The following is a 23,377-nucleotide window of genomic DNA, read 5'->3' on the forward strand; positions in this document are numbered from 1 at the left end:
TTGCAGAATTCAGCAATCGGTATGGATAGCTGAATTTTTTTCTCATTCCCAGTCATGTACAAAATCCTTCCCAAAGAAACGGCCTCTATGTACACTCGCGATGGTGTACGCCTTGACGCAGATATCTATCGCCCTGATGCAGCAGGTGAGTTGCCTGTGTTATTGATGCGACAGCCCTATGGGAGAGCGATCGCATCCACTGTGGTTTATGCTCATCCTATGTGGTATGCGGCTCATGGCTATATTGTTGTGATTCAAGATGTGCGGGGACGTGGTACTTCCCAAGGTGAATTTCAGTTATTCCAGCATGAGGTTGCTGACGGTGCGGATAGCGTCAATTGGGCTGCAAGTCTACCGAATAGTAATGGCATGGTGGGAATGTATGGCTTTTCCTATCAGGGAATGACTCAATTATATGCCGCGATCGCCAAACCCCCAGCCTTGAAAACTATTTGTCCGGCGATGATTGGCTATGATTTGTATGCTGATTGGGCTTATGAAGGTGGTGCATTTTGTTTGCACACTAACTTAGCTTGGGCGGTACAATTGGCGACAGAAACAGCCAGATTACGTGGTGATCAAGCAGCATATCAAGCGTTATTAGCTGCATCCCGTAATCTGCCGCTAAATAATCCTGAAATTCTACAACAACTCGCGCCAGAATCTTTTTATCACGATTGGGTAGTCCACAGCGAACCTGATGACTATTGGCAAGAACTTTCACCCAAAAGCCATTTTGCAGGGGTTGATTTGCCGATGTTACATATCGGCGGTTGGTTTGATACGTATCTGCGCGGAACACTGCACCTCTACAAAGATATGGTAGCCCGTGCAGCTACTCCCCAACATTTAATTATTGGCCCTTGGGCGCATTTACCTTGGGGACGGAAAGTTGGTGCGGCTGATTTTGGTCAACTAGCAGCTAGTCCCATAGACGAAATGCAGATTCGTTGGTTTGACCAGTTTCTCAAGGGTGTAGATACAGGCTTATTGGATCAGCCTCCTGTATGCTTGTTTGAAATAGGTAGCAATGTTTGGCAGAAATTCTCCAGCTTGATCACACCATTACACAAATACTATTTTTTGTCAAGTATAGGACTAGCAAGTATTAGAGAAGATGCAGGAAAACTGATTTCCCATGCCCCATGCCCTATGCCCCATGCCCCAGATGTATTAGTCCACGACCCTTGGCGACCTGTGCCAGCAGTAGGAGGTCATGCAGGGATGCCGGCTGGTGTATTTGAGCGATCGCAGATTGATTGTCGGTCTGACGTTTTAACCTACACCAGCGCACCTTTAACCGCAGATTTAAGTCTCTTGGGCGATGTACTAGTAGAAATCTGCTGTCAATCAGACCAAGATAGTTATGATTTGTGCGCTGTGTTGTCGCAAGTTGATCCTGATGGCAGAGTTTTTAACATGACGCAAGGTTATTTACATTGCCGGGATGGGAAACACAGCATCACTAGAAAAATACAATTACAGCCAATATGTATACGCATAACCAAAGGTAATTGTTTGCGTTTGAGTTTGAGTTTAGCGTGTTACCCAGCGTATACAATGAACTCTGGCAATGGGGCTGTATTGAGTAGTGAGAGTTTGATGAATGCCCAAATCATCACGTTGACTGTTGATTGTGGTGCTTCTCAGGTTTTGTTACCGATTATGAGGAATGGGGAATAGGGAATAGGGAAATATGCGTATAAATTTTATATCAAGTCTCAAAAGCTTGATTTTATGATTGAGTTTGGGAGTGGGAATTTTCTAAGACTAATTGGTCTAATGCGTGCTGCATTTTAGTGACTACTAATTGATAACATTCGTTGACGTATTCGCGATCGCTTGCAGCTTCCCGCCCGTAGCGTTCAAATATAATGGGTGGACAAACTCTGGTGTGAATCTGCACAGGGAAAGGAATGTTAGGTAAGGGGCCAATTGCTAATCCCCAAGGCCAGCCTAAATAAATGGGAAATACTTCTGGATCAATATTCAACAACCAAGGCATTCCCCAATCATGCAACTGTGCCACTACCTTGTATATGTCAGCTAAGACAATTAATGTATCATGCGCCCCATAGGAAATTGCAGGTACGATTGGCACGTTTTCCCGCAATGCTAATTTGATAAAACCTTGCCTGCCCGCAAAATAAATTTGATTGCGTAGATGATGGGGGCGAAATACGTCTTCTGCACCGCCAGGATATACCAATACACTAGCACCAGAACGCAAAGCTGCGATCGCCATTTTGGGATGAGCCATGACTGCGCCAGTTTTGGCGGCTAATTGTGCGATCGGAAGACTAATTTGCCACGCTTTCGGGTGCATTAAACCATACGCAGGTTTTTCAACACCAAAGCGGCGGAACCAGTCATACATCATCATCAACATATCTGGCGCGGCTAGTCCCCCATTGTGAGAACCAACAATTAACACTTTTTCCTGTGGCTGGATATGTTCCCAACCACTGGTTTGTACACGGAAATAGTAATGGTAGAAGAAACCCAAAACGGGCATGATGGACTTGATAAACGCTGGATCTCTTTCATTTAAAGACCATCCAGGTTCGGTGATTTGGGGACGTTGCTTTGTTAACATTTAGGCATTTTAGCAGCAGTTTCGTTGTGTGTGGAATGGTAGAGGAGATTAAACGCCAAGGTACGCTGAGAGTTTTTTGGGATGGGGTTTTTTACATTTTTTTGATTCGGTGATACGCTATCTGCGTCAGGAGTGTAGAGGTAAAAGTAATGAACAAGTTGCGGGTGGGATTACTGTTTGGTGGTCGTTCTGGAGAACATGAAGTTTCTATTAGTTCCGCACGGGCGATCGCTAAAGCCCTCAGTGCGGCGGAAAATGGTCATAAGTACGAAATATTGCCTTTTTATATCGAAAAAAACGGCCGTTGGCTAGCAGGCGAAGCCCCGCAACAAGTTCTGCAATCAGGTGTACCTTTATTAGACGCACCAAATAGTCCAGTTTCCGAAACACATGATTTAGTTTCTCATGGTAAAACCCCAGTCCTTGAGCGTTGGCAATCACCTTCTCAAGTTGCAGAAGTAGATGTCTGGTTTCCGATTCTGCACGGGCCGAATGGCGAAGACGGGACGATTCAAGGTTTACTGACTCTAATGCAAGTGCCGTTTGTCGGTTCTGGGGTGTTAGGTTCGGCTTTGGGGATGGATAAAATAGCCATGAAAATGGCCTTTGAGCAAGCAGGCATACCTCAAGTAAAATATAAAGCCGTTACGAGAGCGCAGGTGTGGTCAAATCCTTGCGTGTTTCCGAAATTGTGCGACGACATTGAGGCGGAATTGGGCTATCCTTGCTTTGTCAAACCTGCCAACCTTGGTTCATCGGTGGGGATTAGTAAAGTGCGATCGCGCCAAGAATTAGAAGCAGCTTTAGATCAAGCCGCCAGTTATGACCGTCGCATTATTGTAGAAGCTGGAGTTACAGCTAGAGAAGTAGAATGTGCCGTTTTAGGTAATGACAACCCCCAAGCCTCTGTCGTTGGAGAGATTACGTTCAATAGCGACTTCTACGATTATGAAACTAAATATACTGAAGGTAAAGCAGATTTACTGATACCCGCATCCATCCCCGACGAAATTAGTCGCCAGGTTCAAGAATTAGCCATAAAAGCATTTGCTGCCGTTGATGCGGCTGGTTTAGCCAGAGTAGATTTTTTCTATGTAGAAGCCACCGGAGAAGTCTTGATCAATGAGATTAACACTTTACCTGGATTCACAGCTACTAGTATGTATCCTCAACTCTGGTCTTATAGCGGCGTTCCCTTCCCAGAACTAGTGGATCGTTTAATTCAGTTGGCATTAGAGAGACATCAATAAAGGCAAAAGGTAAAAGGTAAAAGGTAAAAGGTAAAAAGCACGATTAACATAGAGCATTGAGTGTATATACCCCATTCCCCCTGCCCCCTGCCCTCCTCCTCTAAAAATCCCCCTGCCCCCCTGCCTCATTTTGTAGCCTAGATAGCACAAAAAAGTTACTATACTTTGAAAATTGGCTACGGATACCTGATAGCTCGCCCCTTTAGTACAATCTATGGACTAGAGGGGAAACAATCTGTAATTGATCATGGAAAACAGTCAAAGCTTACAGCATGAGCTAACCCAGGTAAACAAAACCAAAGCAGAATCAAAAAAAAGAAGGTTCAACTTTTTTATGTTTCTGCTGACACGCCATCCTTTGCTGTTATTGATCGGTTTGTTAGCAACGTGTCTAGGGTCTGCAACTCTTGCTTTGCATAGCCTAATTCATGTTAGTGATGTGGAACAGGCAGAGTCAGAATCAGTTCCATCTGTGGTGGAAGTACCTGTTAGTGCTAATACCGATGTGAGTAATCCTATCCCATTATGGATGGTTGTGGCGATCGCTTTTAGTTGCGCTAGTGGTTGCTGGGTAATTCTCCGGTTAACTCACCAGTCTAAACAACCTTCTACAGTGGCAAATCAACGTGTGGCGACAACTCGGACATCAACAGTCAATCGCCGTCAAAGAATAGCCAGACGGACTGTAAAACCCCAGCCAGTTTTGGCATCGGCACAACCCATAAGGGCGATCGCGCCTATGTCCTCACGCCAAACATCTGTGATGAAGGTTCTACCGCCAGAACAAAAGCACCCTTTAGATAGGGGTAAGGAATCCTTAGCTGATTTAGTTGATTGGCGTAAACATAATTCTTTATCGGCTTTATTGCAAAAGTATTAGTCTAGCGGGGAAAAGGGGTGTAGGGGTATAAGGGTGTAAGTGTGTAAGGGAAAGACTTTTTCATGTTTTCTGATGTCCGCAGTTCATGATGGCTATTTATCTATTCTGAAAATCCAAAATCCAAAATCCAAAATTTAGATGACTCTGGCTCTGATAGTATTTTTGGTAATTTCCTGGTAAAAGAGGAAACTAATTGAATAAACATCAGACAGGTGAAATGAAGGAGGAGTGACATGGGACTGAGTGAAGGACTCTTAGACCCTAACAAAAAAGCTATAGTTGTAGATGATTGCTGCAACATGATAGAAACCCAGCTAGCGTCTAAATCTGGTGTGAGTGGTATCGCCCTGAAAGCTGCTTTTGCTGCTTTGAAAGGAGTCAAACCAGGATACATTCCCTATATTGTCGAACAGTTACTACCACCATGCTTTAATGCGATTGATCCCATTTGGAGCGAAGGTACACAGAAAGGAGATCCTGTAGCACACTTAATTGCTAGTCGTTCTCTCACCGCCGATGCCCTACTTAGTGTCACTGACACTAGAGTTAAAAGCAGCACTCGCTCTATCGTGCGCGGAACATATGATAAGTTCCGTGGTTCAGCTAAAAAACATATAGAGGAAGCCATCCCAGACTTTGCTAAGGTGATAGAAAATTATACAAAAGCTTGAACGAGGAAGAGGGTAGGGAGCAGGAATTAGGGGAGATTAAATGCAATATCCTGCTTGTTGATGCTAAGATTTCTCTTGAAATTTTGAATTTTGAATTTACATACCCCATGTTCTTTTGCATGGGGTTTTTCTTATGCGAATTTTTCTTTCTCGGCTTTCTCTGCTTTCCTGCATTTATCGAGCTTAAGTTTCATCTTGACCAAAGGTTACGCAAGGACTATCAACTTCTTGGAGTGGTTGAAATGAACTGCAAAAAACCACCGCAGAACAGTTAATTCCAATTTCATCGGGGTGAATACACTCTACTTGATCCTGTGCTTGAACATGAAAAATGCAATCATGGCATAAAGTCTGAGATGGCATACTCGTAAATACTCCTGAGAGCCGATGCAATTTTGTTGTAATTCTTTATGTTTAATTTAAGAAATTTCTGAGGACAACACTACCTATTTTCCATAAAATTGCTGTATCCTAGATTTCCTTGGGTAATTTTTTCAACACTAAGTTCATAAAACTTTCTTACGGATCTACATCTTGATTCTTGAAGAACTTTATTGTCTGTCCAAGAATCGGCGTTTAGATTCTCTTTTTACTGTCAATCTTTCAAACTGAGCAGAGCAAATGGATATAAGACTAATCAAAAAATCAGAAAAACTCCTCATGGAGAAAATAAAAATGATGGAGGAAGCGCAAGAGCAAAGTCTTCCATCTGATAATTTGGCAGACCAAGAACCTATCGCCGAAGAAAAATCAAATTCATATATTGAAGCAAAACAACCATACTATATTCCACAGCGTGACTATCCTTTAGTCCAGTCTGTTGGTAACTCCGGGTGGCAGGTTTCTGATATTTGGCGAGATATCAGAGTCGATAACTTTTGCGATGATTAGTCAACTAAATTAACCCAGACAATTAGGGTTAATAAAATTAATGTGAGCAACTAAACATCGTTTCGGAAATGATGATGTTGATCACAGAGAATTTGTTCTACTCACTTTTAACAATACCAACTAATGAAGCTGCTGTGAGTGTAAGAGGAATTCCTTCTAGCACTCATGGTCATTAATAGCTTTGCACAAATCATCAGGGATAATTTATTTGAGCAAAGATAAAATTTCAAACTCTTGACGAATATCTACGAGCGATCGCTCTAGCAAGGGTGCAAAATCTAAAAATGGCACATAATTTTGGCGTTGACGAGTCTTAAACCACAGCATAATCAACTCTGGTAATAATTTGGGCAAGACTAAAACAATTGAACTATACAGCCACCAAACTCCATGCTGATTGATTAAGTCGTCATACATGACTTGAATTGCAGGGCTAATAGTTGGATCTTTGAGTGTGCGTAAGTGGTCGCTAAACTTGTAGTCGCTTGTCCACCAAATCAAAGGTAAAAGTTTGAGTTCATCATACATTCCTGTGTCGCAGCCGTAGATTACATGGCTAGCATCGTGTGCTAGCAAGATTTTGGCAAATGCTGCTGGCTGTGTCCGAGGATCGGTAACATTGGGATTGACCGCATAGTATTCATCTAATCCTTGTTGCAGTGTTTGGGTACTGTGTTTATCTGTGTAACAGGGCTGGATATGTTTACTCATGATTCATATCGAATTACATTACGAAACTGTTTCGTAAATATAAAATAACATTTATGAGTGATACACCGAAAAAATCACAAGGGAGGCCAAGGAGTACCCAAGCACATCAAGCCATACTGCAAGCAACTTTAGAACTGCTGGCAGAAGTGGGATTTGATGCTATGAGTATAGATGCGATCGCTACTCGTGCGGGGGTGGGAAAACCCACTATTTACAGACGTTATGCAGGGAAAGAGGAACTAGTTGCAGATGCAATTGAGAGTGCTAGACAAGATGTGGTGATTCCTAACACGGGTAATCTTTGGAATGATATTGATGAATTGATTCAGAACGCAGCACAAATCACCCTGAGTCCCTTGGGGAGAAAGACTGTTGCAATGATTATTAGCAGCGCATCGAATAATTCTCAGTTTGCTCAAATTTATTGGACAAAATACCTACAACCCCGACGAGAAGCCTTTGCTGTAGTGCTGGAACGAGCCAAAGCTAGAGATGAAGTTGCGTCAGATTTAGATCCTGGGTTAGTTTTCGACACTATGAGTGGGATTATGCTCTACGCGCTGATCTTTCAACCTACATCCGAATCATGGGAAGAATATGTGCGACGTGCTTTACATCTTTTACTCAACAAGACTGTAAGCTAATTGAATTTTATTGTTTGTAACGTTGAGCATAGCGTTCATAATCTTCAAATCGTAGCTTGGCGATCGCACTTCTGTTAAAAGTTCGCGCAACAATCCCTTCAGCCCGACCTTTTGCGCCTGCATCCAACGCCACATTAGTTTTCGGTATCATTGTCTGAAGTAGCTCATGTGCTTCTTTGATGCTAGTGGGTAAAGATGCAACTGTCGCCAGGCGTGGTGTTAACTCAAATCCATAATCTTTGGCGGTTTTGTTCAGTTGTGGTTCCTCTAGAAATGATTGACCACCGTTTTCGCGCCAAGCTGATATTTGCTGAAGTGATTTCTCGAATAGTGTGGCGATATCTGTCAGAATTGCCACATCAAATAATCGCCAAGCAACTTTCTGATCAGCAGTGTATTGTTTACTAGCAGCAGTAATCTTGCCACCATACAACTCAAGATACACAACAGTAATGCAATCTTGAGACTGGGGTAATAAATCTGCAACACCTTGGAGTGAATTGACAATTCCCAGCGCAGGATTCCCAATTAAATCCCCTTTGGCAAATAATAACTCTTCTCGACTGCCCAATACATAATTACCATCAGGTAACAAAATAATCCGCGAGTTGGTACCATCTACTTTTTCAGTCAAAATCACTTCACCATCAAAAGTGACGGTTTCTTCCAATAATTTACCTTTGTCTCCTAGAGCATGATAGGTGGGAATGCTGGGATATTTAGTCAATGAGTTGAGTTTATTTAAGTCGCAACTCCGCAATGAAAAATCAAAGCTCATACATCTACAACAACCTATTACAATACTACAATTGTAGTATTAGGGTTATGAATGTCAATTCCTAATGTGTAAGTGGAAGATTAATTTCGTAGTAAGGACTTTAGTCCTTTTCTGTTCGCGGAGCGTCTCGCAGAGAAGAGAGAACTAAAGTTCTCACTACAAACCTTTTATGTGTCTTAGCCAGATAATGCGCGATAAGCTTTTGGCGTTTGTCCCGTCCATCTTTTGAAAGCACGATGAAAAGCACTAGGTTCAGAAAAGCCCAAGAGGAACGCTACATCATAAATTGGGGTGTGAGGAGATTGTAAATACCGTAGGGCTAATTCTTTGCGAGTTTGGTCTAAAAGTTGCTGGTAAGATGTGCCTTCAGCTTGCAATTCTCGCTGTAGTTGGCGCACACTAATGGCTAAATTTCGGGCTACTGCTTCTATGGGAGGGAGATTTCCCTTGAGTTGTTTGATGATTTCCTGCACAACCTTTCTAGTGTAATCATCCTCTCGATTCATCGCCTCAAGCATGGTTTGTGCGTGTTGTTCAAAGACAGTGAGAAGATGAGGATTAGCTGATAAAATTGACCAATTCAAGCAGTTAGCATCGAAAATGATGCGATTTGTCGGCATAGAAAAATGTAAGCCTGTGGCAAATATGCGTTCATATTCAGAGATGTCATCAGGACGCGGATATTTAAACCAGACTGCTTGAAGTAGAAGCGGCTTTCCTGTTAAAACTGGCGTTGCGGTTAGCAGTGATGCAAAGGTACTCTCAATTGCATATCGTGGTTGTTCTAGTAAGTAATTTTTCACGTCCTCTACAATGTCGCAGTCGCAAAATACAAAACCATCAGCCACAGAAAAATGAATATATGCGCCTTGGCTAAAGAGTCTGGTATATCGAGAGAGTTTTTCTAGAACTTCCCGATATGTTTGACAGTTGACTAAGACATAACCAACAATGCCAAAAGTCGCGAGGTTAAAGGCTTCACCCAGGTGGAGAGCAAAGTTAGCATCTGTGCGCTTGACTACCTCTTGCCACAAAGCACTGTGCAGAGTTCCTGGAATCTGCTGATCAGGCATTTTCAGCAAACTAGGGTCAATTCCCACATCTTGACACAGGCGATCGCCATCAATTCCATATTTCGCTGCGGCGAACTGTACAATACCTCGTGTGATGTAGACGGAAAAGGTGGCTTCTTTCATGTGGGGACTGGGGATTGGGGATTGGGAGGTGGACAAGGTAGACAAGGTGGGATTGATTTTCTAACTCAGCACGCTGCTCAACGCCTCACTTCCGCTAACATCACTCATTACTCAGCACTCACCACTCATCACTCATTGGCGTGATTAGTCAACTTATTGGCAGGATGTGTCAATTCAGGATTGAGTCGAAAACTTATTGTTTAAGTGTAGTCAGTTAACACTTGAGGGAGTTTTTCAGATGAATCCTATAATTTCTAGACAACAACAGCCAGAAGTAATTGTCAATCCTGTGACTGGCGATCGCATGACTATTTTAGAAAGTGGTGAGGCTTATGCCAAAATCCGCTTTGATTTGCCTCCCCATGCTAAAGGTAGTCCACTGCACTACCATACCCAAATGAGTGAGACTTTTACTGTCATTGCAGGTTGTCTCAGAATGGAAATTGGTCAAAAGGGAAATTGGCGGACGCTATATGCAGGCGAGAGTCTACACGTTCCCGCAGGTGTACATCACAGTTTCCATAATCCTTGTGATCATTGGGTGGCGTTTACTAGTGAAAATCAGCCAGCGACTGGATTTGAGCAGTTTATCCGGGGAATGTATGGTTTAGCGATTGATGGCAAGGTGAATCATGAAGGAATGCCAACCAATCTGCTGCAATTGGCTTTATTGCTGAAAAAAGCAGACTTAGTGATTGTCGGTATACCGCTATTTGTACAAACCTTGTTAATCGGTATGTTAGAGAAGCTAGCACAGGGAATGAAAGTAGAGCGATCGCTGGCTAAATACTGGAAAAGAGGTGCTAAATGAGTCGTGCTAATCTAGTTAAAACCACTGGGATATTATTCATTGTGCTGGTCGTGCTGCTAAATATTCCTTACGCCTTGCTAATTCACAACTTTGAGTATGATGATATCCTCAGAGAACCTGTAGACTATGTGTTGCAAAAGTTTCAATCTGGGGGTGCGGGATTAATTTTGACTTGGTTTATCTTCGGGTTGGCTGCCTTGTTGTTTATTCCTGCCAGCACCCTGCTACACCAGATTATGGCACAGAAGGATACACCATACCTCAAAACAGCTACGTTGATGGGCGCACTTTCGGGAATACTCCAGTCTGTCGGGTTAATGCGGTGGGTATTTGTTGTTCCTGTCTTGGCGAACCTATACAACAATCCTACAGCTAGTAAGACAACACGGGAAACTATCAGTGTTATCTATCAAGTAGTGCATCAATATGGTGGTGTGGTGATTGGTGAATATCTAGGTCAAACTTTGCTTGTATTCTGGACTTTGGGTGTGGGAATAGCAATGCTGCACTCACCCTTATTTAAATCCTGGGTGGCGTACTTTGGATTAATGACAGTACCTTTGTTAGTGTTAGGGCAAAGTGAATTGCTAACAACGGTTATTCCTGCATCACCTGTATGGGAAGTCACTCCTGTCGGATTTATTTTGTGGGAAATCTGGATACTGATAATCGGAATATCTTCGGTACGAACACCGCAACACAGGATTGCATTGAGAAAGTGAGATTAATTATGGCAGAGTCCGCTTTGGTGCAATTGCTCAAGGAAAAGAGTCTAAAGAATAGTGATCACTAATTGAAATTAGTCAAAATTAGATGACAATACTATTGTTTACAGATTTGCGCCCAACTACGCTAGGGTAAAATCAATTCCCAGCCAATTACAGATTCAGACTATTGGCAAATTTGTAACTGCGCCAGGTTAAGCACACAGCACACATTGATTATGCAACGCATAATATACTCCAGGCAATTTGCTACCATGCGTCGATGGCTAATGATTTCACTGTTAGGCTTACTTGCCTTAATTGCGGCTCATGGGATGGCATTAATTTACCGCATTCAGCCTGGAGTGTCGCTGTGGTTTCCCCCTTCTGGGGTAGCGATCGCCTTAACTTTTTGGTTTGGCCCTTGTGGTATTATCCTCACTGGACTAGCATCTTTTTTGATGTCTCCCGCTTGGGGGTTTCATGGTTGGGAACGGTTGATTGCTTTGCCGGATATGCTAGAACCTCTAGTGGCTTGGCTATTTTATCGTTATTTTTGGCAAGGTTCTCGCACACTCAATACCCTCAAAGATGTTGCCTTTTTTATTTTCAGCGTACCTCTAATTGCCAGTGCAACTTTAGCGATTGTTGGTAACTTGACTCTGGTGGCTATAGATAAAATGCCAATTACCAATTTAGGGAATAGTATTCCCCATTGGTGGTTAGGTAATGCAATGGGAGTCATGGCTATTACCCCGACGGCTTTGTTAGTGATTACTCCCTATCTGCAATCTCACGGCTGTTTACCCAGTGCTGAACCTTTAAACTCTTCATTTGTTTCGCCTAATTTCCCGCCTTCCCGCCGCTTTCTCTTAGAATTCAGCACCATCATTTTACTTTGTGTGGCGATCGCCTCTCTCACCGTCGCTGAAACTCATGAGGATGGCTTTCGATTTCAGCAATTATCTTTTTTGAGCTTTATTCCAGTAATTTGGGCTGCAACTCGCTTTGGTGTCACCTGTGGGATGTTAATCTCTAGCTTTTGCGTATTGGTGACTTTGTTCTTTTATTTAGTTGCTTATCCCAACGCTATGTCCTTACCGACATTTCCCGTAGAAGCAGAGGTGCTGCACGTTCACAAGCTGAGTCTATTAGTACAGTGTATTGTGAGTTTATTTGTGGGAATTGCGATTACAGAACGGTCAAAAATTCAAGTAGAGTTAGCAGTAGAAAGAGTCCGACGGGGAGAATATCAAGTCCAGGCAGAATTATCAGAAAAACTCATCCAACTCAATCAATCATTGGCTAAAACCAATACTTCCTTAGAAGAATCCCACCGTGAAAAAGATGAATTACTCCAGCGTGAACAAAATGCAAGAAGTGACGCGGAAAAAGCCAATCGGTTAAAAGATGAATTTCTAGCCGTGCTTTCCCATGAATTGCGTACTCCCTTAAACCCGATTTTAGGCTGGGCGACATTATTAAAAAGGAGTAATTTGGATGAAGCTACAAAGATGCGAGGGATAGAAACTATTGAGCGCAATGCTAAATTACAAATTCAACTCATTGAAGATTTATTAGATGTTTCTCGCATCCAACAGGGAAAAATCAATTTAAATATTCAGCCTATAGATTTAGCTAACACAATTTTAGAAGCCCAAGAAACTGTCAGACTAGCAAGAGAAGCAAAAAATATTAGCATAGAAACAATATTAGATCACAACATTGCTGTGGTTGCAGGTGATGCAGCCAGGTTACAACAAATTATCTGGAATTTGCTAGCTAATGCGGTAAAGTTTACGCCTTCAGATGGGAAGATACAAGTTGTTTTACAACAGGTTAATAACTATGCTCAGGTTCAAGTTAAAGATAATGGTAAAGGTATTAGCTCAGAATTTCTTCCCTATGTATTTGACTATTTTCGCCAAGCGGATGCTACACTGACAAGACAATTTGGTGGACTAGGTTTAGGGCTAGCGATTGTTAAGCATCTAACAGAAATACATGGTGGTACTGTCACCGCTAGCAGTGAAGGAGAAGGGAAAGGGGCAACATTTACAGTCAGATTACCATTAATGTCTGATAGACCCCAAATGATCCAAAAAAACGGACAAAGTAATCATGCTTTAAGTTTGTCGGGTTTCTCTATAGTAGTAGTGGATGATGATATCGATACAGGTGACTTTCTTCATTACATATTGTCACAATCTGGAGCGAGAGTAACAGCAGTAACATCAGCTGGCGAAGCTTTAGAAATTATCGCTAAATCTCAAGTTGATTTACTATTAAGTGATGTTGGAATGCCAGGAATCGATGGTTATACACTCATGCGATTAATTCGAGCTATGCCTCTAGAAAAAGGTGGGAAAACACCTGCGATCGCTCTTACAGCCTATGCAGGAGAAATTAATCAAAAACAAGCATTAGATGCGGGCTTTCAAAAGCACTTAGTTAAGCCTGTAGAAACAGAGATATTATTTCAAACCATATCAGAAGTTTTAGCTACAGCCAGTTCAGAATCTAGTTGTATTTCTATACAAAATTAAATTTATTTATGGCAATCAATCAAGTCAGAAAAGCAGTAATTCCGGCTGCCGGGTTTGGTACTAGATTATTTCCTGCTACCAAAGTTGTCAAAAAAGAACTATTCCCGATTATTGACGAAACAGGGAGAGCAAAACCTGTAATTTTAGCAATTGTGGAAGAAGCAATCAGTGCGGGTATTACAGAAGTAGGTATTGTTGTCCAACCTGATGATGTGGAGATTTTTGCCGATTTATTTCACAATCCACCCAAACCACAACTTTGGCAAAAACTCTCACCATCCAATCAAGAATATAGTCAATATCTGCAAGAATTAGGTAAGAAAGTTGTCCTATTAACCCAACAAGAACAAGAAGGATATGGTCATGCAGTATTTTGTGCTAAAGAATGGGTACAAAATGAGCCATTTTTAGTAATGTTGGGTGATCATATCTATAAATCTGACATTGATAAATCCTGTGCGCGACAATTGATTGAAATTTATCAACAATTTAATCAAAGTGTAGTTAGCTTAACTACCATGCCTGCTGAAATTATCGATAAAGCTGGATGTGTAGCAGGAGTATGGCAAGAGTTAAATTCACTATTAACAATCACACAACTAGCAGAAAAGCCCAGTATTGATTATGCACGCCAGCATTTACGAGTAGAAGGCATAGCAGAAGATGAATTTTTATGTGTATTTGGATTATATGTATTGACACCAAAAATTTTTGATTTTTTGGCACAAAGCATTGAGGAAAATAGCCGCTATCGTGGTGAGTTTCAGTTAACAACTTGCTTGGATAAATTGTGTCAAGCCGAAAGGATGACAGGTTATGTCATACAAGGTAAATGTTTTGATACAGGTTTACCAGACACCTATCGCCAAACCTTAATTGATTTTATTTAGATGAGATAAGACATAACCTTGTTATCAAAGTTTTCATCAGCAAGCAGCTTTAACATTTTTCCTGTTCAGCCTTGTAATTTAGCAGTCTATCACGCCAACCTTGCGAATCAAATCTAGACTGATTCACTTTGCGAATCGCTTGTGCTTGCTGCTGTCTTTGTTGTAAGTATGCTTCAACTTCTTGCTGGTATTTGAGATAAAAAGCAATTGTGGCGTATACATCAGCTAGCTGAAGTGATGGATAGCGATGAACAATTTCTTCGGCTGTTGTCCCTTGTTTAAAAACAGCAACTATGGTGTCTAGTGTGATGCGCGTTTTACTCACTAGAACCACACCGTCAGAGTTTATTTCTAGTGGTGCTGGTTCAGCTACAATTGTTAGTATCATAAACATAATTATATATATTTTGATTGTAACATTTGAAGTGTATTGGTAGGCGATCGCACTACTGCTTTCATAGCTATTTAATTAACGACAGCTTCAGCGTCTAGACTCTTAAATTAATACTCAAAGAATATACCAATTATACTGAAGCCATTTCAGCAGTTTGGTTAGGCGATAAGGGTTCAAAATGAAGTAGCATCATCTGTTCTAAACGTAAACCAACAGATTCGTAAACACGTCCATCACGATCACTAAATTCAACCTCAAATGCTGTACCATTTGCCAATACTTCTACCACTGTGCCAACTTGTCCACGGTATAAGCTGTACTCTGGAAGGTCAACTGTTAGAGCAACTACATCGAGTAAATCAACTGTATTTTTTGTCATGATTCACCTCATGATATTAAAGAGGATAACAGGTGGTTAACTTGGGAGTAATAGACCCATGCTCTAGAATCCAAGCACTACGAATTAATCCGCTTCTGCCTTTCCATTCAAGAGTAAAGTCTAACGTATATCGCTGTCCGAATTCATCGTCTCGTCCTAACTTTACTTCATGAGCTGTCACAATTTCTAGAAGAATATGATGTAACTCTTCAGCATCATCTCTAGTCATACCGAAAATTGATGAAAAAAGCCGAGCTTTATGTTTTCCCGTGCTATGTTCAGGATTTAAGCAATAGTCACGAAGTTTACGAATGTCAACTACTGCATTCTCAGCATTTGGAAGTAGATTTGATGTACTAGCCTTTCTGTATTGAATTCCCTGTTTTACTTTGAGTAGATTAGCCAGAACATCAATACTGGGATTGCGTACAACCTCTTCCTCTCCCTCAGTACAATCATAAAGTACGTAAGTCCATATCCCAGGATTGCCTGCCTCTGCACTTTCACCTTCATAGAAAGTAATTGTGCTGTCATCTTCACACTCATAATAGGCTGAGTATATGTCTTCTCAATCCAGATTGGAACTTTTTCTGACATCTTGAATAACATCCAGTACACCATCGACATGAGTGGATTGAGTCTCAATTTGTACTAGGCGTTTTCCTCTCCAATTGTAGTTGTGTATTTCAAGAGGCATTAGCAGTGATATCCTTGAGCTTAATTGCTAGCCTCAAATTTAAACAGGCACAGCTTGACGCACTTCTATGGGTTCGCCAGTCAAGCTAAAAGCGCGAACTTCGGTGATTTTTACTGTCACCAATTGCCCTTTTAACTCATTAATATCGCCTGTAAAGAAAGTGAGACGATTACCGCGTGTGCGTCCCATGACTTGGGTTTGGTCTTTGGGGTTTTGGTCTTCTACCAACACTTCCTCAATGCGTCCCATGTAACGTTGCGATCGCTCGCCTGCTTTAATCGCCACTAAATGGTTTAATCTTTGTAGGCGATCGCTTTTCACTTCTTCACTCAGTTGATTCTCCCACAATGCCGCAGGTGTACCAGGACGAGGAGAATAAGCAGCAGTATTCAATTGGTCAAAGCCGATATCATCGACTAATTTCAAGGTATTCTCAAACTGTGCTTCCGTTTCCCCAGGGAAACCCACAATGGCATCAGCACTAATAGACGCATCTGGCATATATTGACGAATGGTGTCAATAATCCGGCGGTATTTTTCGTGAGTGTAACCCCGTGCCATTGCTTTTAATAGGTCATTATCCCCAGACTGGAAGGGAATATGGAAGTGTTCGCAGACTTTGGGCAATTCTGCACAGGCTTTAATTAATCTCTCAGTAAAATAACGAGGGTGGCTAGTAGCAAATCTAATTCTTTCCACTCCCGGCACATCATGGACGTAATACAGTAAATCTGTAAAGGTGTGCAGGTGTCTTCCTTCTGGTGTGACACCTGGTAAATCTCGTCCGTAAGCATCAATATTTTGACCGAGTAAGGTAATTTCTTTGTAACCCTGTTTTCCTAGTTGTTCCATTTCAGCGCGGATGGCTTCTGGTGTGCGGGACTGTTCTACACCGCGCACGTTAGGAACTACACAATAAGTGCAGCGTTCATTGCAACCGTAAATCACATTTACCCAAGCTGTGACATTGCTATCCCGTCGTGCTTGGGTGATATCTTCCATAATGTGGACTGCTTCTGTCGCCACGACTTGATTACCAGCAAAGACTGACTCTAGTAAATCCTTGAGGCGGTTGGCGTGTTGTGGCCCCATGACTAAATCTAATTCTGGGACGCGCCGCAGCAGTGCTTCGCCTTCTTGTTGGGCGACACAACCAGCCACGACTAAAGTTAAATTGGGTTGGTCGTGTTTGCGTTTGGCTTGTCTACCCAGGTAAGAATAGACTTTTTGTTCGGCATTATCCCGAATCGTGCAGGTATTGTAGAGGATGACATCTGCATTGTTGGGATCTTCGGAAAACTCAAAACCCATGTCTTCTAATATGCCAGCCATGCGTTCTGAGTCGGCTTTATTCATTTGGCAACCGAAGGTAGTAATGTGATAGCGGCGGTTAGAAGTGGTCATGGGTAATTGCTGAGTTAGCTAAATGTTCAATATACTTTGTGTTCTTCTCTATTGTATTAGAGTACAAGAAATACAACAGCATTGGGAAAGTGATGTCTGGCAATAAATCACTTTTTTAGAATCAGTTTTGCTAACTAGTTCCAGTTTTAACAGATTATTCTAAAACGTAAGTCTCTAAGTTCTCTAGGGGTATGGTGAAGACGTAATAAATTACTCCTGCACCCAGCAAGGTGACAGCGAGACTAGCCAGGAATATCCATCTGTCTGGGGGTTGATAGGTTTCTTGGTCAATATCTTCACGTACTGCAAAATAATGCTGCGTCGAAAGTAGCACTGTTAATACACCCACTACTGCAAAGGCTAACCCTAACTTCCAACCATTACCGGGGGGTTGGGGTGCGAGGGGTGGACGCAGAATTCGCAGGCGTACAATTAAAACACCAAAACCCATGAGTGCAATTCCACTCCGCATCCATGCTAGATAAGTGCGTTCATTCGCTAAGTGATCACGTACTCTGTCTGATCTATATTTCGGCTTTGGTTTTTCTAACTGATAATCGGTCTCTGTTTCCATAAATCCACAATTCTTGACAAGCTCAGAAAAAATCTCACTGCTTGCCTAATCTACACTATATCGATAGTGATATGATACTATTTGGTTAATATTTTGTATAAATATATGTTTCTTGGCTCCAAATTCCAAATTATTATCCAGAAATAACTAGCTAGTTGGAAATTTTAAATCTCCATGTTTTGACCTTTAATTAAAAAGCATTGCGAAGTTAGGAAAAAGTTGATATGTACCACTTTTGATGATAATCGAGAGTCCCAAGTAGATTAATACAAAAGGAAAGAATCTCCGACCGTAGCGCGTGAGAACAGGAGTCATCCAAGGATTGCGAGTCAAATTGTAAGAAAGAAAGCACCAAAGACCGACAGTAAGATAACAAACACATAAAATAACAGTTAAGCTGGGGAGACTACTACTAGCAAATAAGGGTACATAAATACCGATGTTATTGCCTCCATTGGCAATGGTTACAGCAGAAACACGGTAGGTTTTCGGGTCTTTAAGAGTTGCTAATAATGATTTTTTGTGGCGTTGAGGCTTACCGGAATTACCAAAGTCAACTGATACAGATTGTAGCCTATCTTCACCATGATCTCGATTTAACAAATGACTAATACCAATCATAATTGGCAGAATACCTAACAATCCAATCCAGGCTTCTGGTAGCACTAAGCCACCGAAAAATCCAGGTAGACTAGCAAATACTAAGGCGGTAAAACCGACAAATTCCCCAAGAATAATATGCTGAGGACGAAAGTGGTGATTGACTTTGCCAAAAAAAGCTGTCAAGTACAAATTATCATCAAAAGTAGTGGCAAAAGCAGCCGAGATCCCAATAATTAATGTTCCAATTAGCCAACTCATAATCTTTGTCCACAATAATTCAGCAAAATCTCTTGAGAAGAAAAGGGGGCTATTCACCGTGAATCAAAAACTTGATTTCTTCTGTAAAGGTTGAGCTTGTTTGTTGATGAACTCAATATTATGGTTGAAATATTAATCAGAGCAAATATTCTTTTTTTTTAAATTGATAAATTTAATTTATGGAACCCCGATTTGATTCCTGGAGCTATTTGTGTAGGAAGGGAACACCCCAGGTTTTATTTAGCAGCTAGAAAATAAATGTCATTGCTTAGACGAACTCCTACGCAATGACATTCAAAAAAGTGGGATACTCCTGATTTGTATATTCTGGAGCGACTAGGGACTTCCAGATAAAAAAATATCTCAACTGTAGGGTGCGTCAGTGCGAGAAAACCTAACTACACCAAGAGGTTATTCATACTGACGCACCCTACTAAGCTGTTTATTTGAGATGATGAATTTTTTGGTGTTCCCCTATAGCTAATGTGACAGCAGTTTCTATTTGTTTAACTTTAAAGGATATAAAGGCTCAGATCCATTTAGTTGCCAAATTCTCAGTACCAAAACAGCCGCTACAGTCAGCCAAACACAAGAAAATGATAAGGTGATTCCCGCTAAGGGATTAGTTTGCCAATAAATTGCTGTGACAACTAAAGCAGATAACCAAGGCCCTAAAATCACTACAGGAACAGCTGCACCTAATCTTCTTTCTACGGTAAAAATCGTATTCCAAGTATCACCTAAAGCTAGATGTACAACAAACAAGATAAAAGGTAATGCTAGCAGATGGTGATTCAGTTGCTGCCAAACCAATAGAGAAGAAATTACCCGCAAAACAGCAATAATCATCCATACTATGGGAAAAACTAAAGGCGGTGGAGACCATCTTGGTCTGATTACCTGATCATATGTCTGACGAGAACGGGTGTTATCTAAAATAGAGAAGATTCGGGAACGAAGACTTAATAAAGCAAAAAATAAGCCAGCCAATAAGGTGCTAACCCAACTAGGAAAAGAAGAACTATTGTCAATCAAGATGATGAGTTTTTCCATCCCCAGTAATGTCAGAACCATCACTCCGATTTGAAGGATAGTTCCTAGCTTATAAACTAAAACAGCTTTGATATCTAGTTCTTGTGTCGTGCTTGATGTGTTGAGAGATAGCTGTGAATTGCTAGCTTTCACACCCATGACTGTGTTCACAAACTTTTCCAGTATGCTGCTATTATTGGATTGGTTCATAAATATGGCTTGCTGACAAAGTGAAGAGGAAGTAACAGCACAAGGAAGGCTGATAGTTAAGGATTTTAAAAAGCCCGTGACGAGGATTGAACTCGTGACCTCACCCTTACCAAGGGTGTGCTCTACCACTGAGCCACACGGGCGAACTTTGGATGAATTTCAGATTTTGAATTTACGTGAAATCCAAAATCTAAAATTGAAGGTGGGCCGGGCTGGATTTGAACCAGCGTAGGCGTAAACCAACGGATTTACAGTCCGTCTCCATTAACCACTCGGACACCGACCCGTATGTCCCACGATTTACAATAATAGCAGCAGTTTTTGGGAATGGCAAGGGGTTGGGGAAAAATTTTTTAATTCGTAGTCAGAAGAGGCAGGGGGGCAGAGGGCAGGGGGCAGGGGAGAAAAATACTGAAATTCCCCTTCCAAAAGGGTTTCAAGCCCATAAATTTATTTATGGGGTTTCCCCCCTGCCCCTTTTCCTCTTCTGTGACTTTCAGCACTAAAGTGCTTACTACAAACCTTTCTACTCTAGTAGTTCTCCGGTTTCTTGCAGAGAATGTAAGCGGCGGTAAATCCCTTCATGATGCAAGAGTTCCTCATGACTACCAACCTCGACAATCTTTCCTTGGTCTAGAACCACAATCTTGTCTGCGTCTCGGACTGTACTCAGACGGTGAGCAATGACAATTGTGGTACAAGTACCCTGAATAGTTCGCATCGCTAATTGAATGGAACGTTCAGACTCATAATCTAGACTAGAGGTGGCCTCGTCAAAAATCAGAACATCGGGTTGTACTAATAAGGCTCTCGCAATACCCAAACGTTGTCTTTGCCCACCAGATAACCTGACTCCACGTTCCCCGACGACGGTGTAATAACCTTGGGGTAGTTGCTGTAATACTTCGTCAACTCTGGCGATTCTACAGGCTTCTTGAACTTCTGCAAAAGTGGCGTTTGGTCTGCCGTAGGTGAGATTTTCCAAGACAGTTCCGTTAAACACGTCTACTTCTTGATGAACGATCGCCAATCTGCGTCTATACTGTCCTACATTCAAGGTGCGGATATCTTGACCATCAATCAGAATTTGACCCTGTTGGGGTTCAAAATAGCGCAATAGTAGTTTTACCAAGGTAGATTTACCAGAACCAGAACGTCCCACTAGGGCGACTGTTTGGTATGGTTCAATGAGTAAGTTGATATCTTGCAACACTTGGCGGCTAGCATCATAACTAAAACCGACGTGAGCAAATTCCACTTTACCGGTGAATTTATAAGGTGATATGGGTTCATTCTCTTCACCTAAAACTCCCACTGATTCATTACCAATTGGTTCTTGTAGGAATTCATGAAACCGCAACATCGAAGAATAACGCCGTGCAAAAACTTCTGCTAGGTTGCTAATAGGTTCTAACTCAGCATAAGCCATACTAGACAGAGTTAAAGTCATAATGAAATGACCGATGGAAACTCTGCCGGCAACCGTTGCTGCTAGAGTTAAACCTAAAATACTAAATACACAAAACTGAATTACAGCTTTTTGCCAGGTAATTAGATTGACATATCCTTTGTGAATCCGATAATCGACTACTTTCAGTTCCCGTTCTAGCCGTTGTTTTTGTCTTTTTAATTCTTTGGTTTCGGTAGCGAAAGCTTTCACTGTTTTGATATTAGTAATCAACTCAGAAGTTCGGCTTTCAGTATCTTCCATGTACTTATCTAATTTGCTTTCATGCCAAATGAGCCTTTGCAATTGTTTGAGACTAAAGCCCAGGATGATGATAAAAGAAATTAGATATAACAGTGCAATTCGCCACTCAATCAGCAGGATAACTACAAAAATTCCGATTAACCGAAATAGCTTAGGAATCAACTGTCCGGCAATTTCAGGGTATGTCCAAGTGTGGTTAGAAATACCTCTGGCAACTCTACCAGCTATCCGTCCTGGGTTATTTTCATCATAAAATTCTAGAGGCAGGGTGAGAATTTTCTCGATAGCTAATTTGCTTTTATCGCGACGCGCCCTTAAAGGGATATCCCAATGAAACCAATTAGTTAACCAAGGTTGTGTCGGTGCTTTGACTACAGTTACAATGAAAATTATCCCTAGCAAAACACTCAAGGATAGAGTATTATTGACTGGGTAATTAGTAATCTTGGCAAAGAATGCGATCGCCTCTGCCAATGGTTGATCCAGTGGTTGATTAGACAAGATATTTAAAATCTGCCCAATTCCATAGGGGACAACTAAATCCACAAGTTCGTAAATACTAGACGCTGCAATACTGAAAATACTCAGCTTCCAGTCAGCACTAAAGTAATTGATAATATCTCTAAATTTAGCCATGATGCACACTGCCCAAGAGTGCGAGTGTTCGCTTGGAGAATCATATTACATAAGTAATACAAGCGTAGTCAAGAGCTAAGTTCAAATATCACCCGAATGGGTGAGAGATTGTAGAGATGTAGGTGATTAGGTATTGACGCTGGCTAATTTTTTGACAAATTCTTGATGTTCTATTGTAGATAATCCCTGCTGTAAAATATTTAATACTTGAGCTAAATTTCCTGATAATAATGCTGATTTATCTAACCACAGACCAGGAAATACTTGCGAATAAATTATATTATCTGTATTTGTTGCTAGTTGAATATATTCACCTGCCTGCAATTTAAACCAATCAAATTGACGGTCATAAACTCGCCACACTAAATATTCTTGTACTTGATTACGACGATAAACTTTGAGCTTTTCATGCAAATCATAGGAAGCACTAGAAGCGGCAATTTCTACTATTAATTCTGGTGCGCCTTCGACATAATCATTTTTATTAATACGGGATTGTCCACCATTTTCTATTCTGAGAATGGCATCGGGTTGCGGTTCATTATCTGCATCTAGGAGAACAGTAGTATTATCGAGTGTTTCTACTCCTGGTGTACTTGCTTCATATGTACCTAACCAAGTCATAATTTGACTATGAGGTTTACCATGTTTTTTAGCTCTTACAGGGGATGCCACGTAAACAACTCCTTCGATTAATTCTGCTTTTTTAAGATGCGGCATGGCATGGTAGCGACGCTCAAATTCATAGCGGGTAAGCTTGTCACCATTTTCTAAAGGGGGAATTGTCAAAAGTTCAGGAGTTTTGTCAGCAGATATCATAATTTCTGGGGGTGATAAGGAGTGACTGACATGGTCATATAAGTCTATTGTAAGTTGGGAAAAGACCAGCGATCGCCATCATTCATCAAAAA

24 protein-coding genes and 2 tRNA genes are annotated in these 23,377 nt (G+C 41.4%); 10 read left to right on the top strand and 16 right to left on the bottom strand.

Features of this window, described 5'->3' with window-relative positions; all coding sequences use genetic code 11:
- Positions 1-54 precede the first annotated feature (54 nt).
- Complete coding sequence (locus CLI64_RS06200; protein WP_103136393.1) at positions 55-1,683, top strand: CocE/NonD family hydrolase; 1,629 nt, start codon at positions 55-57, stop codon at positions 1,681-1,683.
- A 52-nt stretch (positions 1,684-1,735) separates the two neighbouring features.
- Here the strand turns inward: CLI64_RS06200 and CLI64_RS06205 are convergent, their stop codons facing one another.
- Positions 1,736-2,596: a lysophospholipid acyltransferase family protein gene (locus tag CLI64_RS06205; protein ID WP_103136394.1), complete on the bottom strand. Its 861-nt coding sequence runs from the start codon at positions 2,594-2,596 to the stop codon at positions 1,736-1,738.
- 149 nt (positions 2,597-2,745) lie between these two features.
- Between CLI64_RS06205 and CLI64_RS06210 the strand changes: the two genes are divergently transcribed.
- The 3 genes from CLI64_RS06210 to CLI64_RS06220 all read left to right on the top strand — a co-directional run bounded on the left by CLI64_RS06210 (position 2,746) and on the right by CLI64_RS06220 (position 5,397).
- Positions 2,746-3,846, top strand: a complete 1,101-nt coding sequence (locus CLI64_RS06210; protein ID WP_103136395.1) for a D-alanine--D-alanine ligase family protein — start codon at positions 2,746-2,748, stop codon at positions 3,844-3,846.
- Between the two features lie 247 nt (positions 3,847-4,093).
- Positions 4,094-4,726, top strand: coding sequence for a hypothetical protein (locus tag CLI64_RS06215; protein WP_103136396.1), 633 nt, complete (start codon positions 4,094-4,096; stop codon positions 4,724-4,726).
- A gap of 233 nt (positions 4,727-4,959) precedes the next feature.
- Positions 4,960-5,397 (top strand): hypothetical protein, encoded by a 438-nt coding sequence (locus CLI64_RS06220; protein WP_103136397.1) that lies wholly within the window; start codon positions 4,960-4,962, stop codon positions 5,395-5,397.
- Between the two features lie 183 nt (positions 5,398-5,580).
- Here the strand turns inward: CLI64_RS06220 and CLI64_RS06225 are convergent, their stop codons facing one another.
- On the bottom strand, positions 5,581-5,760 hold the full coding sequence (locus CLI64_RS06225) for a hypothetical protein (RefSeq protein WP_103136398.1): 180 nt from the start codon (positions 5,758-5,760) through the stop codon (positions 5,581-5,583).
- A 258-nt stretch (positions 5,761-6,018) separates the two neighbouring features.
- Between CLI64_RS06225 and CLI64_RS06230 the strand changes: the two genes are divergently transcribed.
- Complete coding sequence (locus CLI64_RS06230; RefSeq protein WP_103136399.1) at positions 6,019-6,288, top strand: hypothetical protein; 270 nt, start codon at positions 6,019-6,021, stop codon at positions 6,286-6,288.
- Between the two features lie 204 nt (positions 6,289-6,492).
- Here CLI64_RS06230 and CLI64_RS06235 read toward each other — a convergent pair whose 3' ends face one another.
- Positions 6,493-6,999 (bottom strand): hypothetical protein, encoded by a 507-nt coding sequence (locus CLI64_RS06235; protein ID WP_103136400.1) that lies wholly within the window; start codon positions 6,997-6,999, stop codon positions 6,493-6,495.
- Positions 7,000-7,052: 53 nt separating this feature from the next.
- On the opposite strand from CLI64_RS06235, the gene CLI64_RS06240 reads away from it, so the two are divergent.
- Complete coding sequence (locus CLI64_RS06240) at positions 7,053-7,643, top strand: TetR/AcrR family transcriptional regulator (RefSeq protein ID WP_103136401.1); 591 nt, start codon at positions 7,053-7,055, stop codon at positions 7,641-7,643.
- A 7-nt stretch (positions 7,644-7,650) separates the two neighbouring features.
- Here CLI64_RS06240 and CLI64_RS06245 read toward each other — a convergent pair whose 3' ends face one another.
- Positions 7,651-8,421, bottom strand: a complete 771-nt coding sequence (locus tag CLI64_RS06245) for an RNA ligase family protein (protein ID WP_103136402.1) — start codon at positions 8,419-8,421, stop codon at positions 7,651-7,653.
- A 176-nt stretch (positions 8,422-8,597) separates the two neighbouring features.
- Positions 8,598-9,617, bottom strand: a complete 1,020-nt coding sequence (locus tag CLI64_RS06250; protein WP_103136403.1) for an AraC family transcriptional regulator — start codon at positions 9,615-9,617, stop codon at positions 8,598-8,600.
- Between the two features lie 238 nt (positions 9,618-9,855).
- On the opposite strand from CLI64_RS06250, the gene CLI64_RS06255 reads away from it, so the two are divergent.
- The 4 genes from CLI64_RS06255 to CLI64_RS06270 all read left to right on the top strand — a co-directional run bounded on the left by CLI64_RS06255 (position 9,856) and on the right by CLI64_RS06270 (position 14,568).
- Positions 9,856-10,428: a cupin domain-containing protein gene (locus tag CLI64_RS06255; protein ID WP_225977518.1), complete on the top strand. Its 573-nt coding sequence runs from the start codon at positions 9,856-9,858 to the stop codon at positions 10,426-10,428.
- The gene (locus CLI64_RS06260; protein ID WP_103136404.1) at positions 10,425-11,150 is read left to right on the top strand and encodes a DUF4386 domain-containing protein; all 726 of its coding nucleotides are present in this window, start codon (positions 10,425-10,427) and stop codon (positions 11,148-11,150) included. Before CLI64_RS06255 ends, CLI64_RS06260 begins: the two co-directional genes overlap by 4 nt.
- A 257-nt stretch (positions 11,151-11,407) precedes the next feature.
- The gene (locus CLI64_RS06265) at positions 11,408-13,678 is read left to right on the top strand and encodes an MASE1 domain-containing protein (protein WP_103136405.1); all 2,271 of its coding nucleotides are present in this window, start codon (positions 11,408-11,410) and stop codon (positions 13,676-13,678) included.
- An 8-nt stretch (positions 13,679-13,686) separates the two neighbouring features.
- On the top strand, positions 13,687-14,568 hold the full coding sequence (locus CLI64_RS06270; protein WP_103136406.1) for a sugar phosphate nucleotidyltransferase: 882 nt from the start codon (positions 13,687-13,689) through the stop codon (positions 14,566-14,568).
- Positions 14,569-14,617: 49 nt separating this feature from the next.
- Here CLI64_RS06270 and CLI64_RS06275 read toward each other — a convergent pair whose 3' ends face one another.
- The 11 genes from CLI64_RS06275 to CLI64_RS06325 all read right to left on the bottom strand — a co-directional run bounded on the left by CLI64_RS06275 (position 14,618) and on the right by CLI64_RS06325 (position 23,285).
- Entirely contained in the window at positions 14,618-14,962 is a 345-nt protein-coding gene (locus CLI64_RS06275; protein ID WP_225977519.1) for a DUF433 domain-containing protein, read from the bottom strand.
- 130 nt (positions 14,963-15,092) lie between these two features.
- Entirely contained in the window at positions 15,093-15,341 is a 249-nt protein-coding gene (locus tag CLI64_RS06280) for a DUF4926 domain-containing protein (protein WP_103136407.1), read from the bottom strand.
- A gap of 16 nt (positions 15,342-15,357) precedes the next feature.
- Positions 15,358-15,903 carry a DUF6883 domain-containing protein gene (locus CLI64_RS32135; protein WP_374703970.1) on the bottom strand — a complete coding sequence of 182 codons (546 nt, stop codon included), beginning with the start codon at positions 15,901-15,903 and terminating at the stop codon, positions 15,358-15,360.
- Positions 15,904-16,077: 174 nt separating this feature from the next.
- A complete protein-coding gene (gene miaB, locus CLI64_RS06290) occupies positions 16,078-17,442 on the bottom strand; it encodes a tRNA (N6-isopentenyl adenosine(37)-C2)-methylthiotransferase MiaB (RefSeq protein ID WP_103136408.1) in 1,365 nt (454 codons plus the stop codon).
- 154 nt (positions 17,443-17,596) lie between these two features.
- Positions 17,597-18,016, bottom strand: coding sequence for a YidH family protein (locus CLI64_RS06295; RefSeq protein ID WP_103136409.1), 420 nt, complete (start codon positions 18,014-18,016; stop codon positions 17,597-17,599).
- A gap of 186 nt (positions 18,017-18,202) precedes the next feature.
- Positions 18,203-18,877: a cadmium resistance transporter gene (locus tag CLI64_RS06300; RefSeq protein WP_103136410.1), complete on the bottom strand. Its 675-nt coding sequence runs from the start codon at positions 18,875-18,877 to the stop codon at positions 18,203-18,205.
- Positions 18,878-19,375: 498 nt separating this feature from the next.
- Positions 19,376-20,119, bottom strand: a complete 744-nt coding sequence (locus CLI64_RS06305) for a TspO/MBR family protein (protein ID WP_103136411.1) — start codon at positions 20,117-20,119, stop codon at positions 19,376-19,378.
- 71 nt (positions 20,120-20,190) lie between these two features.
- A tRNA-Thr gene (locus tag CLI64_RS06310) sits at positions 20,191-20,262 on the bottom strand.
- Between the two features lie 60 nt (positions 20,263-20,322).
- Positions 20,323-20,405, bottom strand: a tRNA-Tyr gene (locus CLI64_RS06315).
- A 240-nt stretch (positions 20,406-20,645) separates the two neighbouring features.
- Positions 20,646-22,466 (bottom strand): ABC transporter ATP-binding protein, encoded by a 1,821-nt coding sequence (locus CLI64_RS06320; RefSeq protein ID WP_103136412.1) that lies wholly within the window; start codon positions 22,464-22,466, stop codon positions 20,646-20,648.
- A 126-nt stretch (positions 22,467-22,592) separates the two neighbouring features.
- On the bottom strand, positions 22,593-23,285 hold the full coding sequence (locus CLI64_RS06325) for a Uma2 family endonuclease (RefSeq protein WP_103136413.1): 693 nt from the start codon (positions 23,283-23,285) through the stop codon (positions 22,593-22,595).
- Positions 23,286-23,377 lie beyond the last annotated feature (92 nt).

This window comes from Nostoc sp. CENA543 (genome assembly GCF_002896875.1).
Classification (GTDB): Bacteria; Cyanobacteriota; Cyanobacteriia; order Cyanobacteriales; family Nostocaceae; genus Trichormus.

Excerpts from the sequence above, each read along its gene's own strand:
- miaB (WP_103136408.1), bottom strand. The coding sequence starts at position 17,442 with ATGACCACTTCTAACCGCCGCTATCACATTACTACCTTCGGTTGCCAA.
- CLI64_RS06260 (WP_103136404.1), top strand. The coding sequence starts at position 10,425 with ATGAGTCGTGCTAATCTAGTTAAAACCACTGGGATATTATTCATTGTG.
- CLI64_RS06255 (WP_225977518.1), top strand. The coding sequence starts at position 9,856 with ATGAATCCTATAATTTCTAGACAACAACAGCCAGAAGTAATTGTCAAT.
- CLI64_RS06245 (WP_103136402.1), bottom strand. The coding sequence starts at position 8,421 with ATGAGCTTTGATTTTTCATTGCGGAGTTGCGACTTAAATAAACTCAAC.
- CLI64_RS06235 (WP_103136400.1), bottom strand. The coding sequence starts at position 6,999 with ATGAGTAAACATATCCAGCCCTGTTACACAGATAAACACAGTACCCAA.
- CLI64_RS06250 (WP_103136403.1), bottom strand. The coding sequence starts at position 9,617 with ATGAAAGAAGCCACCTTTTCCGTCTACATCACACGAGGTATTGTACAG.
- CLI64_RS06215 (WP_103136396.1), top strand. The coding sequence starts at position 4,094 with ATGGAAAACAGTCAAAGCTTACAGCATGAGCTAACCCAGGTAAACAAA.
- CLI64_RS06220 (WP_103136397.1), top strand. The coding sequence starts at position 4,960 with ATGGGACTGAGTGAAGGACTCTTAGACCCTAACAAAAAAGCTATAGTT.
- CLI64_RS06210 (WP_103136395.1), top strand. The coding sequence starts at position 2,746 with ATGAACAAGTTGCGGGTGGGATTACTGTTTGGTGGTCGTTCTGGAGAA.
- CLI64_RS06200 (WP_103136393.1), top strand. The coding sequence starts at position 55 with ATGTACAAAATCCTTCCCAAAGAAACGGCCTCTATGTACACTCGCGAT.
- CLI64_RS06205 (WP_103136394.1), bottom strand. The coding sequence starts at position 2,596 with ATGTTAACAAAGCAACGTCCCCAAATCACCGAACCTGGATGGTCTTTA.
- CLI64_RS06320 (WP_103136412.1), bottom strand. The coding sequence starts at position 22,466 with ATGGCTAAATTTAGAGATATTATCAATTACTTTAGTGCTGACTGGAAG.
- CLI64_RS06225 (WP_103136398.1), bottom strand. The coding sequence starts at position 5,760 with ATGCCATCTCAGACTTTATGCCATGATTGCATTTTTCATGTTCAAGCA.
- CLI64_RS06240 (WP_103136401.1), top strand. The coding sequence starts at position 7,053 with ATGAGTGATACACCGAAAAAATCACAAGGGAGGCCAAGGAGTACCCAA.
- CLI64_RS06270 (WP_103136406.1), top strand. The coding sequence starts at position 13,687 with ATGGCAATCAATCAAGTCAGAAAAGCAGTAATTCCGGCTGCCGGGTTT.
- CLI64_RS06265 (WP_103136405.1), top strand. The coding sequence starts at position 11,408 with ATGCGTCGATGGCTAATGATTTCACTGTTAGGCTTACTTGCCTTAATT.
- CLI64_RS06275 (WP_225977519.1), bottom strand. The coding sequence starts at position 14,962 with ATGTTTATGATACTAACAATTGTAGCTGAACCAGCACCACTAGAAATA.
- CLI64_RS06325 (WP_103136413.1), bottom strand. The coding sequence starts at position 23,285 with ATGATATCTGCTGACAAAACTCCTGAACTTTTGACAATTCCCCCTTTA.
- CLI64_RS06305 (WP_103136411.1), bottom strand. The coding sequence starts at position 20,119 with ATGAACCAATCCAATAATAGCAGCATACTGGAAAAGTTTGTGAACACA.
- CLI64_RS06295 (WP_103136409.1), bottom strand. The coding sequence starts at position 18,016 with ATGGAAACAGAGACCGATTATCAGTTAGAAAAACCAAAGCCGAAATAT.
- CLI64_RS06230 (WP_103136399.1), top strand. The coding sequence starts at position 6,019 with ATGGATATAAGACTAATCAAAAAATCAGAAAAACTCCTCATGGAGAAA.
- CLI64_RS06300 (WP_103136410.1), bottom strand. The coding sequence starts at position 18,877 with ATGAGTTGGCTAATTGGAACATTAATTATTGGGATCTCGGCTGCTTTT.
- CLI64_RS06280 (WP_103136407.1), bottom strand. The coding sequence starts at position 15,341 with ATGACAAAAAATACAGTTGATTTACTCGATGTAGTTGCTCTAACAGTT.